The sequence below is a fragment of the Bradyrhizobium sp. CCBAU 051011 genome (genome assembly GCF_009930815.1).
Classification (GTDB): domain Bacteria; phylum Pseudomonadota; class Alphaproteobacteria; order Rhizobiales; family Xanthobacteraceae; genus Bradyrhizobium.
On the sequence record NZ_CP022222.1, the window covers coordinates 3,680,570 to 3,693,830 of the forward strand.

General features: G+C 62.7%; 14 protein-coding genes and 1 tRNA gene. 8 read left to right on the forward strand and 7 right to left on the reverse strand.

Annotation, left to right across the window (positions count from 1 at the left end; genetic code table 11):
• Positions 1-6: 6 nt before the first annotated feature.
• On the forward strand, positions 7-1,110 hold the full coding sequence (locus tag ACH79_RS17370; RefSeq protein ID WP_161852078.1) for a M48 family metallopeptidase: 1,104 nt from the start codon (positions 7-9) through the stop codon (positions 1,108-1,110).
• A 6-nt stretch (positions 1,111-1,116) separates the two neighbouring features.
• Here the strand turns inward: ACH79_RS17370 and ACH79_RS17375 are convergent, their stop codons facing one another.
• Complete coding sequence (locus ACH79_RS17375) at positions 1,117-2,115, reverse strand: LysR family transcriptional regulator (protein ID WP_161852079.1); 999 nt, start codon at positions 2,113-2,115, stop codon at positions 1,117-1,119.
• Positions 2,116-2,585: 470 nt separating this feature from the next.
• Between ACH79_RS17375 and ACH79_RS17380 the strand changes: the two genes are divergently transcribed.
• On the forward strand, positions 2,586-3,074 hold the full coding sequence (locus ACH79_RS17380) for a VOC family protein (RefSeq protein WP_246738576.1): 489 nt from the start codon (positions 2,586-2,588) through the stop codon (positions 3,072-3,074).
• Between the two features lie 74 nt (positions 3,075-3,148).
• Here ACH79_RS17380 and ACH79_RS17385 read toward each other — a convergent pair whose 3' ends face one another.
• Positions 3,149-3,961 (reverse strand): DUF2927 domain-containing protein, encoded by an 813-nt coding sequence (locus tag ACH79_RS17385; protein ID WP_161852080.1) that lies wholly within the window; start codon positions 3,959-3,961, stop codon positions 3,149-3,151.
• 98 nt (positions 3,962-4,059) lie between these two features.
• Complete coding sequence (locus ACH79_RS17390; RefSeq protein ID WP_161852081.1) at positions 4,060-4,662, reverse strand: L,D-transpeptidase; 603 nt, start codon at positions 4,660-4,662, stop codon at positions 4,060-4,062.
• Between the two features lie 228 nt (positions 4,663-4,890).
• Here ACH79_RS17390 and ACH79_RS17395 point away from each other — a divergent pair, with 228 nt between their 5' ends.
• From ACH79_RS17395 to ACH79_RS42990, 5 genes are all read left to right on the forward strand, one after another.
• Positions 4,891-6,438 carry an acetolactate synthase large subunit gene (locus ACH79_RS17395; protein ID WP_161852082.1) on the forward strand — a complete coding sequence of 516 codons (1,548 nt, stop codon included), beginning with the start codon at positions 4,891-4,893 and terminating at the stop codon, positions 6,436-6,438.
• Positions 6,439-6,681: 243 nt separating this feature from the next.
• Positions 6,682-7,197, forward strand: coding sequence for a hypothetical protein (locus ACH79_RS17400; protein WP_161852083.1), 516 nt, complete (start codon positions 6,682-6,684; stop codon positions 7,195-7,197).
• A gap of 22 nt (positions 7,198-7,219) precedes the next feature.
• Positions 7,220-8,542 carry a M20/M25/M40 family metallo-hydrolase gene (locus ACH79_RS17405; RefSeq protein ID WP_161852084.1) on the forward strand — a complete coding sequence of 441 codons (1,323 nt, stop codon included), beginning with the start codon at positions 7,220-7,222 and terminating at the stop codon, positions 8,540-8,542.
• 130 nt (positions 8,543-8,672) lie between these two features.
• Positions 8,673-8,852: a hypothetical protein gene (locus ACH79_RS17410; protein ID WP_141686714.1), complete on the forward strand. Its 180-nt coding sequence runs from the start codon at positions 8,673-8,675 to the stop codon at positions 8,850-8,852.
• 101 nt (positions 8,853-8,953) lie between these two features.
• Positions 8,954-9,097 (forward strand): hypothetical protein, encoded by a 144-nt coding sequence (locus ACH79_RS42990; RefSeq protein WP_202639260.1) that lies wholly within the window; start codon positions 8,954-8,956, stop codon positions 9,095-9,097.
• Positions 9,098-9,958: 861 nt separating this feature from the next.
• Here the strand turns inward: ACH79_RS42990 and ACH79_RS17415 are convergent.
• The 4 genes from ACH79_RS17415 to ACH79_RS17430 form a co-directional block, all read right to left on the reverse strand.
• A complete protein-coding gene (locus tag ACH79_RS17415; RefSeq protein ID WP_161852085.1) occupies positions 9,959-10,108 on the reverse strand; it encodes a hypothetical protein in 150 nt (49 codons plus the stop codon).
• Between the two features lie 322 nt (positions 10,109-10,430).
• Positions 10,431-10,505, reverse strand: a tRNA-Val gene (locus tag ACH79_RS17420).
• Positions 10,506-10,622: 117 nt separating this feature from the next.
• Entirely contained in the window at positions 10,623-11,903 is a 1,281-nt protein-coding gene (locus ACH79_RS17425; protein WP_161852086.1) for a hypothetical protein, read from the reverse strand.
• Between the two features lie 128 nt (positions 11,904-12,031).
• Positions 12,032-12,643 carry a DUF1134 domain-containing protein gene (locus ACH79_RS17430; protein WP_161852087.1) on the reverse strand — a complete coding sequence of 204 codons (612 nt, stop codon included), beginning with the start codon at positions 12,641-12,643 and terminating at the stop codon, positions 12,032-12,034.
• A 153-nt stretch (positions 12,644-12,796) separates the two neighbouring features.
• Here ACH79_RS17430 and ACH79_RS17435 point away from each other — a divergent pair, with 153 nt between their 5' ends.
• Positions 12,797-13,261 (forward strand): YHS domain-containing (seleno)protein, encoded by a 465-nt coding sequence (locus ACH79_RS17435; RefSeq protein WP_246738577.1) that lies wholly within the window; start codon positions 12,797-12,799, stop codon positions 13,259-13,261.

The window sequence follows — 13,261 nt, forward strand, 5'->3', positions numbered from 1 at the left end:
GTCGCCATGAATAGCGAAGCGTCAGTTCCTGCAACACAGATCCTCGACGGTTCGGCGGCCTATTTCGACGGCGCGTCGAGCCGACGGCGCACCGTGACGCTTCGCCTTGCCGACCGGCTCGAAATCGTCGAGGGCGAGCAAACGCTGGCGGCGTGGGCCTATGCCGACATCCGCCGCGCCGATAGTCCGACTGGCGTGCTGCGCGTGAGCTGCCAGGCTGCGCCTGCGCTGGCGCGGCTCGAGGTTCGCGATACCGGCCTTGCGAGCGAGCTCGTCGCGCGCTGCGGCAGCATCGACGATCACATGATCGGCCGTCGCGGCGTCGCCACCATCGTCGGCTGGTCGATCGCGGCGACGGTATCGATCGTTGCCGTGGTGCTGTTCGGGTTGCCGCTGCTGGCCGACCGCCTCACGCCGCTGGTGCCCGAAGCGTTCGAGCGGCGGCTCGGCGAGGTCGCGGACAGCCAGATCAAGAAGATCTTCGATGCCAAGGTCTGTGACAACCCCGCGGGGGAGAAGGCGTTCACCAAGCTCGTGACACAGATTCGCGAAGCCGCCGGCCTCGACACGTCGGTGCAGTCTGGCGTGCTGTCGAGTTCGATTCCGAATGCCTTCGCGCTGCCGGGCGGCAAGGTCTATCTGTTCGACGGACTATTGGCGAAGGCCGAGAACGCCGACGAGATCGCCGGCGTGCTGGCCCATGAGCTCGGCCATCTCAAGCATCGCGACAGCATGCGCAAGCTGATCCACGACGGTGGTAGTTCATTCCTGATCGGGCTGTTGTTCGGCGACATCACCGGCTCCAGCGCGCTGATCTTCGGCTCGCGCACGCTGGTGACGTCATCCCATTCGCGTGAGGCCGAGCATAGCGCCGACAGCTTTGCGATCGACGTCATGCACCGGCTTGGCCGGCCGGCGAAGCCGGCCGGAGAACTGCTGCTTCGGGTGACCGGAAAGGAAGGCAAGGGCCTTTCCATTATCTCCACCCACCCCCTGAGCGAGGATCGGCTGGCGCGGATGAGCCGGCAAGATCCGCCGGCCGGCAGGCCGCCGCTGCTCTCGGCCGAGGAGTGGAAGGCGCTCAAATCGATCTGCAGCGCCAAGATCTGATGCCGGCTACCTTCGGGCGCTTTTTCGCGACCTTGCCGCCTCGATCGGCGCGGACGCGGCGCCCGCGGGCTTCAGGTCCCATACCGCCTGCATGGCCGAGAAGGCCTGCGAGATCATCGACTCGTGGCGCCGCGACGCCAGGCAGGCGAAGCTGAGGTCGCAGGTCAGCGTCACCTTGTCGGCAACGACGATATTCCGTTTCGGCGCGACTCGGTCGAGCACGCAGACGCGGGCGAGGCTGAGACAGTCGCCGGATTCGACGAAGTCGATCATGGCCTCTTCCTGATCGGCGAAGGCGACGCGCTTCAGCAATGAGCCCGTCGGCCGGAACACGTCGTCGAGCAGCCGCCGATGCGCCGAGTCATACGGCGTCGCAATCCAGGGCAGGTCGGCGAGGTCGCCCCAATCCTTGCCCATCACCTTGTCGCTCCATTCGCGAGGCGCGATCACGCGATAATCGAAGCGCATCAGCGGCATGAGCTGAAATTTGCCGTCGTCGATGGCTCGCTCGGACAGTATCCCTGACGCGAGGCATTCGGGGGGTGTGGCATCGACATAGTATCCGACGTCGAGTTCGCCCCTGCCGATCTGGGCCAGCACGTCGTCGGTCATGCCGTAACGAAGGAAAACTTCGGTCTTCTTCGAAGAGGTGGCGAGGCTTCGCACGAACGGGCCGAGCCGGATCGACTCCGGATCCTGGATCGTGCCGACGCGCAGCGTCCCGCGCAGCGATTCGCGCAAGGAATCCGCCGCCGTCCTGAAATCCGCCGAGGCCGATACCGTCCGGTGCGCCAGCGGCAGCAGGGCGGCACCCGCTTCCGTCAGCGTAAAGCCGCCCGGCGTCCGGTTGAAAAGCTGCAGCCCTGTATTCTCCTCCAGGCCCTTCAGTTGCAGGCTGACGGCAGGCTGGGTGAGGTGCAGCAGCGTGGCCGCGCGTGACACCGTGCCTTCACGGGCCACGGTGATGAAGCAGCGCAAGGCCTGGATCCGAGGCAGGTCGTTCATTTGAAAGACTTATAAGAGTCGCCCATAACCAACATTAAACAGGATTTGCTCTTGGAAGTCACAATGTTTCGTAAATAAAACTTTGCGTTGTCATGGGAATAAAGGCGAATTGTTCCGTCCGGGCTATTCAATCTGTCGTGCAGATGGCGCTCGCGAAGCATTCAGAAGGGCCTGGCTGCGGCCGCGGTCTGCGCCTTGTTCGACAGTCGAGAATTCTCGGCGGTCATTGCGAGCCAACGGGTCGCGAATGCGCGCCCGGCTTGCGCCGCGCAGTGATGACAGGCCCCGCGAAGCAGTCCATCGCTCCGCGCTTGCGGAAGGATGGATTGCTTCCGCCTTCGCCCTTCGAGCTTCGGCGGACAAGTCGTCGCTTCAGCGCAAAATTGCTCTGCAATTTTGTCGCGAGCTCGCTTGCACAAACGCTTCGCTTTTGTCGCAGGCAATGATGGGGTGAGGCAGGCGACCAGGCCGTGACCCATAAACCGGGAACGACCGAATTTGGTAGGAAGCGGAAAGACGGCTTTGAGGGAGCAAACAGCGGAAGCTGTCGTTATCGAACAAGGTTTGAAAAGGAGGCTGTTGTGATCCACCACGTTTCGGTAGGGACGAATGATGTTGGGCGCTCGAAGCGTTTCTATGACGCCGTTTTGCCCATCGTCGGCATTGTGCCAATGGCCGAGGATGAGGGTGGACTGGGTTACGGAAGCGGCACGTTTCACTTCAGCGTTCAGGTTCCAATTGACGGAAGACCTGCAACCGTTGGCAATGGCACTCACATCGCCTTTGCCGTGGAAGACCGTTCCATGGTCGATCGATTCTACGCAGCGGCACTAGAGCACGGTGGTCGCGACGACGGTCCGCTGGGGCTGCGGCCAGACTACGATGCCAACTACTATGGAGCCTTCGTCCGCGATCCAGACGGTCATAAAATAGAAGCGGTGACCTACTCCGCAAAATAGTCATCAGCTTTTGCCCGGTTACAGCCGGCACCGCTCTGCGATGAATCTGCGCATTGGCAGTTTGGCCGCGCCCTTCACTGCGGCAGGTTGTTGACCTTGCGCACCCAGGCGCGCACGTCGGTCAGCACGTCCGGCAGCAACGCCTTGACCTCCTGCACGGTCATGCCGGGCTTGATCCGGGGATCATAGAGCAGGTTGAGGAGATACTGGTCGTAGACGTCGAAATAGCCCATCGACACATTGTCGTTGAACATGGTCCAGGGCACGCTCGCCGTATCGTTGATCGGTCCCAGCGATTGCAGCAATTCCTCATAGGCGCAGTCGAAGAAGACGAAGTCGCCATTGTCGACGGTGAGGATCACGTCGGAGTGTTCGATTTCGAACTTCTCGTTCTTGCGAAAGCCGGACAGGCATTGCGGGTCGAGTGAGGAGCGGATCTCGCGCGCCCGTTCGCTGCCGTAGAAGGTCGCGATGGTGCGATGGAGATCGCGATCGCGCACCAGCTTGACTTGCACATTGGCGTCTTCGAGGCTTGCGGCCATGGCGATATCGAGGTGCTGAACGCGCGCGGCGATGTCGGCCACGATTTTCGCAAGCTGCGCCTTGCGGTCGGCGCGGGCACCGTCGGCGAACACCCGCACCGGCCCGTCATATTTTCGGATGCGGTCGACGCGGCCGGCGAGATGATACTCGGCGCCAAAGGCGATCTTGAGAAAGCCTTCGACGATCTCGTTATCGGTAAAGATCCTTTTCTCGCTGCGTTGACGCTGCGCGATGGCGGGAAGGTCGGCGAACGCCGTGCACGGCAGCAAGATCCCGCCGAGTACTGCGGCGCTCAGGGCAGCCGCTAGCGTCCGTACATGCAGGAATCGGCGGAGCGTGCGCATTCGAACGACGCTGCAGCAATCGGCGCGTGCGTGCAAGACCAGAAAGTCCCGATCACGCGCTTGCGCGCATGATCGTCGCGGGTTCCTGCAGCGAGAGTCTAGTTCTTCACGACGACCGGCGTGCCGACGGAGACGCGGCTGTAAAGATCGGTCACGTCCTCATTGGTCATGCGGAAGCATCCGGAGGAGACCGCTTGTCCGATCGTCTCGGGCTCGTTGGAGCCGTGGATGCGGTAGAGCGTCGATCCCAGATACATCGCCCGCGCGCCGAGCGGATTGTCGATGCCGCCGCGCATATGGCGCGGCAGGTCGGGACGGCGGCGGAGCATCTGGGCCGGCGGGGTCCAACTCGGCCATTCCCGCTTCGCGCTGATGCGGTGGGTTCCGCTCCAGCGGAAGCCGTCCCGGCCGACGCCAATGCCATAGCGTATCGCCTGGCCGTTACCGAGCACGAGATAGAGCCGGCGTTCGGCGGTGTTGATGTAAATCGTGCCGGGGGCGTAATTGGCGTTAAACATCACAGTCGTGCGCGGGATCGGGCTCGATCCGCTGGGCATGCCGGGCCGGAAGAAACCGGGGCCGCCGCCCATGATGTCGCGCGAGTCTTCAAAGAAACCTTGAAATAAACCTTGGGCCTGCGCCTGGCCGGCCCCGGCCAGCATGGTCAGCGCCGCAAACAGCAAAGCAAAAGCCCGGGTCATCTTTTTCTTCCTCGCGAAAAAAACTGAATATGAGAGGACACAGGCCATAATTGCGGCGGTCGTGCAACCAACGAGCCTGTGACCACAGCCATTTTCAATCGCCGCGGTTAAAAAAGGCAACATGCCCTACGCGATGGCTGCATTGTTCCGCTAAACCTTTGACGAAATGTGTGAACAATGATTGATCGTCAGCGGCTCCTCAAAAAAGATCGCGAAGGGAACGAGAGCATGAACGGTGCGGAAAGTCTGGTGCGGACATTGGTCGCGGGCGGGGTGGACGTCTGCTTCACCAATCCCGGCACCTCGGAGATGCATTTCGTCGCCGCACTGGACCGGGTCGAGGGGATGCGCTGCGTGCTCGGGCTGTTCGAGGGCGTGGTGACGGGCGCCGCCGACGGCTATTACCGCATGAAGGGTACGCCGGCCTCGACGCTTTTGCATCTGGGGCCCGGTCTTGCCAATGGGCTTGCCAATCTCCACAACGCCAAGAAGGCCAATTCCGGCATCGTCAACATCGTCGGCCAGCACGCGACCTATCACATCGGGTACAACGCTCCGCTGACGTCTGACATCGAGGGGCTGGCGCGGCCGATGTCATCCTGGGTGCGGACCTCGCCGGATGCCAAGTCGGTCGCCGCCGACGGCGCTGCCGCCATCGCCGCCGCCAAGAGCTCGCCGGCGCAGATCGCCACCCTGATCCTGCCCGCCGATACCGCCTGGAACGAGGCCGACGGCATCGCACAGGTGCCTGATGACAACCAGCGCGCCAGTTATTCCGCGCAGGCAGTGGACAACGCCGCCAAAGTGCTGCGCAACGGCGGCGCGTCGACGCTGCTGTTGATGACCGGCAGCGCGCTGACCGAGCACGGGCTGGCGCTGGCGGCCCAGATCGCGGGCAAGACCGGCTGCAAGGTAATGGGCCAGACCTACAATCCGCGCATGGCGCGCGGCAAGGGCCGGTTCTCGATCGACCGCATCCCCTACGTGATCGAGCAGGCGCTGCCGATCCTGAAAGACTTCAAGAACATCGTGCTGGTCGAGGCCAACGATCCCGTCGCGTTCTTCGCCTATCCGAACAAGCCGAGCATGCTCAAGCCCCAAGGCTGCGAGGTGCATCGCATGACCACGGGCGCCGAAAATTCCGTCGCCGCCCTGGAAGCGCTGGCCGGTGCGCTTCACGCGCAGCCGGCCGACCGGCAGCCGCAGAAAACGGTCGAACTCGCCAAGCCGACCGGCGCGCTGACGCACGCCTCGATCGCGCAGGCAATTGCAATGGCGATCCCGGAGAATGCCATCGTGGTCGATGAATCCGTCACCACCGGCCGCGGCTTCTTTCCGCCGACGGCTGCCGCCGCCCCGCACGACTGGCTGCAGAACATGGGCGGCTCGATCGGCTTTTCGACGCCGGTCGCGACCGGTGCTGCGGTGGCGTGCCCGGACCGCAAGGTGATCTGCGTGGTCGGCGACGGCAGCGCGATGTACACGCTGCAATCCCTCTGGACACAGGCGCGCGAAGGCCTCAACGTCGTCACGATTGTATTTGCCAACAAGATCTACCAGATATTGCGTGGCGAATTCGACGGCGTCGGTGCCGGCGAGCCGGGGCAGCGGGCGCTCGACATGCTCAAGATCGACCGTCCCGACCTCGACTTCGTGGCCCTCGCCAAGGGCATGGGCGTGCCGGCGCGCGCGGTCGCCAATGCCGACGATTTCAACAAGGCGCTGGCAGAAGCCGTCGCCGAGCCGGGGCCGCGGCTGATCGAAGTGCAGATGTAAGGTGACAATCGTCTGAAAGTTTTGAACTAGCCGGAATGCCGCAATTGTGAAATCGTCATTGCGAGCCAACGGGTCGCGCGAATGCGCGCTCGATGACAGGCTCCGCGAAGCAATTCATCGCGCCACAAGTGGACGGATGGATTGCTTCGTCGCTTTAGCGCAAAATTGCTCTGCAATTTTGTCGCGAGCTCCCTTGCGCAAACGCTTCGCGTTTGTCGCGGGCAATGACGATGCCGAGGCGCCATGCAGACCGAACTGAACAAGGTCGTCACCGCACTTCACGAGTTCTACGCGCGCGAGGCCTATCTGCTCGAAAAGGACGTTGGCGAACGCGCACTGACGCATCGCCTGGCGGTGCATTTCGAACCGCAGTTCCCTGGCTGGGAGATCGATTGCGAATACGACCGGCTCGGCGATCGCACGCTGCGGCTGCCGCATGGTTCGACCGTCTCGACCGACGATCATCTGGCGAAATCCATCTATCCCGACATCGTGGTGCACCAGCGCGCGATCCCCAACAATCTGCTTGCGGTCGAGGTGCGAAAAGCGGCCAATCATCAGCCGCTCGAACATGACCAGCACAAGCTGCGGGCGCTGACCGATCCGCATTTGTGGTTCGCCTACTGGATCGGCGTGCTGCTGACGCTAGGCAAAACCCATGTCACGATGTCGGAGGTCTATACCAGCGGCGTTTACGACCAGGCCCTGTCCGGCTGGTTCGCAGGCCGGCTGAAGGATGCCGGACTAAGCGCGGGATAGCCTCGCGAACGGAGAAAGCGTGATGACATTTACTCGATCGATCCTGGCCATCGCATTCGTCGCCGTCGCGCAGCATGCGTTGACGCAGCAGGCTCGGGCGCAGGCGGCTCCCGCGCCGGATCTGGAAGCCATTCTGGCCAATCCCAAAATCGTCAAAACGCTGGACGACATCAAGGCCGACGACGAGCGGACCTTTGCCGAGCAAAAGCGCATCACCGAAATCCCGGCGCCGCCGTTCAAGGAGAAAGTCCGCGCCGAATATTATCAGAAGCGGATGCAGGAGCTCGGCTTCAAGGATGCTTCGATCGACGCAGAAGGCAATGTGATCGCGCTGCGCAAGGGCAGCGGCGGCGGCCGGCCCAAGCTCGTGGTATCGGCGCATCTCGACACGGTATTCCCCGAAGGCACCGACGTCACCGTGAAGGAGAAGGACGGTGCGATCGTCGCGCCCGGCATCGGCGACGATTCGCGCGGGCTTGCGGCGATGCTGTCGCTGATCAAGGTGATGAACGAAAACCAGATTGCGACCGTCGGCGACATCCTGTTCGTCGGCACGGTAGGTGAAGAAGAACTCGGCAATCTGCGCGGCGTGAAGGCGCTGTTCCGCGATCACACCGATATCGACGGCTTCATTTCGATCGACGGGCTCGGCATTACGCGGGTCGTCAACCAGGCGACCGGCAGCCATCGCTACGAGTTCACCTTCAAGGGCCCCGGCGGGCACTCATTCCAGGAGTTCGGATTGCCTAGCGCGACGCATGCGATGGGCCGGGCGATCGCAAAGATCTCGGAGCTGCAGCCGCCCGCCGATCCCAAGACCACGTTTACCGTCGGTACCGTGACCGGCGGCACCTCCGTCAACGCCATCGCGGCGGAAGCGCGGATGACAGTCGACATGCGCTCGAACTCGACCGAAGAACTCCTGAAACTCGAGGCGCGGCTGCTCGAGTTCGTCAAGGAAGCGGTGGCGGATGAAAACGCGCGCTGGAAGTCCGACAAAATGACGGTGGAGGCAAAGCTGATCGGCGACCGCCCGGCGGGCATCGTGCCGATGGATTCGCCGATCGTGCAGGCCACCCAGCGCACGGTGGCGGCCGTCACAAAGGGACCGCGGCCGACCTTCGCCGGCTCATCGACCGATTCCAACATTGCGATGTCGCTCGGCATCCCGGCGGTCACCATCGGCGGCGGCGGCGAGGGCGGCAACTGGCACTCGCGCAATGAATGGTACAAGCCGACCAATGCCTGGTACGGCCCGCAGAACGCGCTGCTGACCGTCCTGATCCTGACCGGGCTCGACGGCGTGACTAAACCGGAGCTTCCGGTACGAAAAGCCGCCAAATAGGGCCAAACCAGCCGTCAAAACCGCGTTTCGGCCGTTAGCCATGCCCCCGATTGGACAAATTGTCGGCAAATTGCGGCCAAAGCGGTAACCGAAACTTCCCCCGTAGTAATACCGGCGTAGGGGGAGTGGCATGGCGTACAGGATCGTGGCGGAGCGCAAGGACGAGACCGTCAGGATGGACCGGAGCAGCATGCTGGTGGCGGTCGCCAAAGCGCGGGTCTGGGCCAGCGAGGGGTGGAAGGTCACCATCATCGTCGGCGACGAAAACGAGATCGCACCGGCCGATGCACGCCGGCTTTCCTTCGTCTAATTGAAGACTGGCGCGCCGTCTCTCCGACGGTCGCCAAATAGCGTGGAACCGGGAACCAGGGACCGACGTTATTGCTGCAGGCAGGCTTCTGGAGCAATGCCATGCAGTGGCGGTCAGCAAGCACCGGCCCCGACGAAATGCGCGGCACCGGCGACGACGACAACATCTCCTACGCAACCGGATGGACCATCAGCGGGCTAGCGACGCTAGGCACCATCGTCGCGATCTGGGTGCTGGGGATCTGACTTAAGCTTTCGGCGCGACCCGCCTGCCGCCGGTCACGAGCAGCCCCGACTTGCGGCCGATCTACAGGCCAAGCACCAGCACCACACCGGAAAGAAAAACAGCGTTAGAATGCCGGCCTCTTCAGGGTCGGTACGCAGCAGCCATCTGACGAAGCCGATTGGTGCGAACAACCCAACCGCGCCGCCGGCAAGGGTGACGATGTCATGACGATCTTCTGGGCGGTCATCTGCTAACTGGCAATCGCTTCGTCAAAAGGACTGGCTGCAAACGCGACGGGCAACATAGCAATGCGGGCAACCGAGCAATGGTGGATGCACAATCAAAAGGGTTGGCGGCACCACTCGGGGACTCTCTTGCGGCTTGCCGACGGCGTCAAGCTACGGTCGAAGCCTTGCCCCCGAAAGCTTGCGATCGAGGATTGCAACCTCGCTTCGGCCTATTCTCTAATCATCCCACGTGCGCTCCCCGCACCGGCATTCGAACATGTGGACGATGGAGCCCGTGTGGGAGTTGATCATCGTTCGAACCAGCTTCAATCTTTCACCGCAGGAACGGCAGGTCTTGTGCGTCGTCTCGCTTTCCAAAACGGCGACCTTCTCGCCGAGGAATAAGTCCATGATCTCCCCCCTCTCAAGTCGCTGCCGGGAATAATTCGTCAGGGGCCGGAAAAAACCAACGAGATTATTTCGCCGGAATCGCTTTCGGCCGACGCGTTGCCTTCCTGCATCGGCGGATGGGTCAGGCGGGCTTTCCCGTATGGAATGGCCAAGTCATGCAGGTGACCGATGCTGCAGCGCACTACGCTTCCGCGCCACAAGCTCGTCTCAATGTAACCCGAATCACGCTCTTACCTTGCCGCATCAGTGCAGACGCTTCGTTTCACTTATTGAATAGCTTTGATGATGGTTCAGGAAACCGGCAAAATTATTGTCGGCACGCGCTTTAAGATGAGCGCGCTTGGAGCCGATCGATGCCCAGAGCTGGCTGGCCGGACTGGCATCGTTGTCCACGTCAGTCCCCGTACCACCGGCATCACCGTGCTGTTCGACGGCGCCAAAAGACCAACTGTTCTGCACAGGGACTTTATCTCTCTGGTCTAGGGTCCGGGCGCCGCCAAGCACATATTGCCGCGTCACACAAAACCGCGACGATCAGGCAGCATCATCTGCCGAACGAAGCGTGGTGGCCGAATCCTTCAGGCAGCGATGAGAGTACACGAGCGAGCGCGATCGATACGCAATCGGGATCATCTGGCGCTCCATAGTGGAGGGGAAGGTCACCGTTCTCAATGCTGCGTCGTGCTGGCGGGATTGACCTGCGGTCGAAGGCAGGTGGTGGACGCACAAGGGATCGAACCTTGGACCTCTCCCGTGTGAAGGGAACGCTCTCCCGCTGAGCTATGCGTCCGGGAAATGTGGGCGAACAACAGGCCCTGTCAGAGCTCGCGATTTACGAAGGACGGGCCCCTAGTGTCAAGCGATCAGTCGTGCACAGCGTCGTGTTTCCGCGCCAATCTGAGGGAATTTACGCCCCCTGCTGGCGGGCGCGGGAGGCGTGCGACTGCAACGCGCGGATGCGCTCTGCCAGCGTGCCGCCGCCTTCCGAGGCGACCGTCGCGCCGGTGACGTCGTTGGCGGGCTTGGCCGGCACTTTCGGCACGTCAGGTTCCGCCGCCAGCATCGCCTCGATCGCCGAATTCGGTCCTTCGAGCTGCATGGCGAGCTTGGCGACTTCCGCGGCTATGTCGTTGATGCGCTCGCGCAGCAGCGCGTTTTCCATCCGCTCGGTCTGCCAGGAGCTTTCGGCCTGTTGCTGGATGGCGTTGATTTCGCGCTGGAGCTTCGCGCGCTCGTCGCGGGCGGTCCGGAGCTGTTCTTCCAGCGCCGCCTTCTCGGTTCGCAATTTTTCCACGGTCGGCGACTTGCCGCCGTTCATGCCTGCGATCTCCTCGCGCAGTTCTCGCGCGGCGCGCTCTGCGTTTTCATTCGCCTGCCTGAGCTGATTGTTTTCGTATTCGCGCTCGGCCAGCATCTTGCCTTGCGTCGCCAGCCGCGCTTCGAGGTCGTTGACGCGGTTGCCGAGCATCTCGGCTTCCTTGACCTGCACGATCAATTGCCGGTCGAGATCGGTGACGCGCTGGCTCAAATTTTCGACGCGGCTGCGCGCTTCCGTCAGTTCGTGCGTCGCGCGCTCGGAATCGGCGCGCTCCTGGGCGAGGCGAGCCTGCGTCGTCGAAAATTCCTTTTCGGCGTCGCCGACGCGGCCCTTCAGTTGCTCGATCTGCGTGCGCACTGCGACCAGCTCGACCTGGCGGCTGTCCGCCATCATCGATCGGTCGTTCAGTTCGGTATTGATCCTGCCGAGTTCGGCCTGCTTATCGGTCAGCGCCTGTTCGGCGTTGCGCAACAGCTCGGTCTTGGCCACAAATTCCTCTTCGGTGGCGCGGAGTTGCTCCTTCATCGCCTTCTCGCGCGCTTCGAGCGCAAAGATCGTGGCGTTCTTTTCGCCGAGTTCGATCTTCATGCGGTTGATCGCGTCGCTCTTCTTGCCGAGTTCGGCGAGCTGGCTGGTGGTCTTGTTCTTCAGCTGCTCGACGCTCATTTCGAGCCGCCGCGCCGACATCGCGAATTCCGCGCGGAGCTGATCCTTGTCGGCCTGGATTTCGGCCATCGACAGCGGGGTCGCCGCCTCGAGCCGCCGCGTCGTCAGCCGCACCGCCCGGTTGTGCACCAGCGGCACGATCATCAGACCGAACAGCATGGAGACCAGAAAACCGATCGCCAGATACATGATCGGCTCGATCATGAATGGTTACTCCACACAGACAAGGATTCGTTAATCACATTGCCACGCCGGGCCGGGCCTACGCCAGCCCAATGCCGCGTTAACCTGAATCCACCTGGGGAGACGCGCGCAGATGCTTGAAGACGGGCTCAGAAGGGGTTCCAGGTCGCGCGCGGGGTATATTTGAGATAGCCGACATTGGCGCCGAGCCGCAGTCCGATGCCGGAGCGGATCGGCACCAGCACGATGTTGTTGGCAGTCAGCGCGGTCATGCCGAAGCCGCCGACGATATAGGCGGAGCCGTCGATGCCGACGAAGCGCTGGTAGATCGCGTTGGTGGCGGGCAGGTTGTAGACCAGCGTCATGGTGCGCGCGCCGTCGCCGCCCCAGTCGAAACCAACCGACGGTCCCTGCCAGTAGACGCGCAAGTCGCCGGCATTCTTGGTGTAGAGCGTGCCTTCGCCATACCGCAGGCCCGCCACAAAGGCGCCTGAGCCTTCTTCACCCAGCACATAGCCGTTGGGCAGGCCCCATTGACTGACCGCGCGCTCGATCACGGACGCCAGCCCCCGCGAGACGTTGCCGAAGAATTTGTGCCCGGCCGAAACCAGCTCCTCGGGCCCGAAGGTCTCGGGCCCGGGCTGGCGCTGCGGCGGCGGGTAAGGCCCCCCCGGCGGTGGCGGCTGCTGTGCCGAAGCCGGAACTGTCCAGCACATCAGCGCGGCAAACGTCACCGCGGCAAGGCGTGAAGCAAACGTCATGAAAGAACCCCTGGCATCGAAATTCTGGCCGCCGCCTTAACCTGACGCCAACAAGCATGGCTCTAGGTTGCGTCCAGTGTCCCCTCGACTCGCATGTTATCGGCACCAACTATGACGGCACAACGGCAGGAAAGATACGGTTTGCGCCCCGGAATGGCCGCTTTTGCCTTATTGGTGAGCTTTTTTTGCGCGCTCAGCCTTGGTTTGGCCGCCCGCGCGGCAACCACCGAGCGCGTGGTGGTGAACCGCTATTCCGGCCTCGCTATCGGCGGCTTCGATCCGGTCGCTTATTTCACCGAATCCATGGCCTTGCAGGGCTTGCCGGATTTCGAGGCGCGCGGCGCTGGCGCCATCTGGCGTTTCCGCAACGAGGGCAACCGCGCCTCTTTCGTCGCGCATCCGGAAATCTACGGGCCCCAATTCGGCGGCTACGACCCGGTCGATCTTGGGCGGGGCGTCACCTATGCGGGCAACCCGCGCTTTTGGGTCGTCGTGGGCCAGCGGCTCTATCTGTTCGGGCGCGAGGACAACCGCGACGCGTTTGCGGCCGACCCTTCGCGTTTCCTGAAAGAGGCGACGACACGCTGGCCGGCGCTGGAGCGCGGGCTCGCGCAGTAG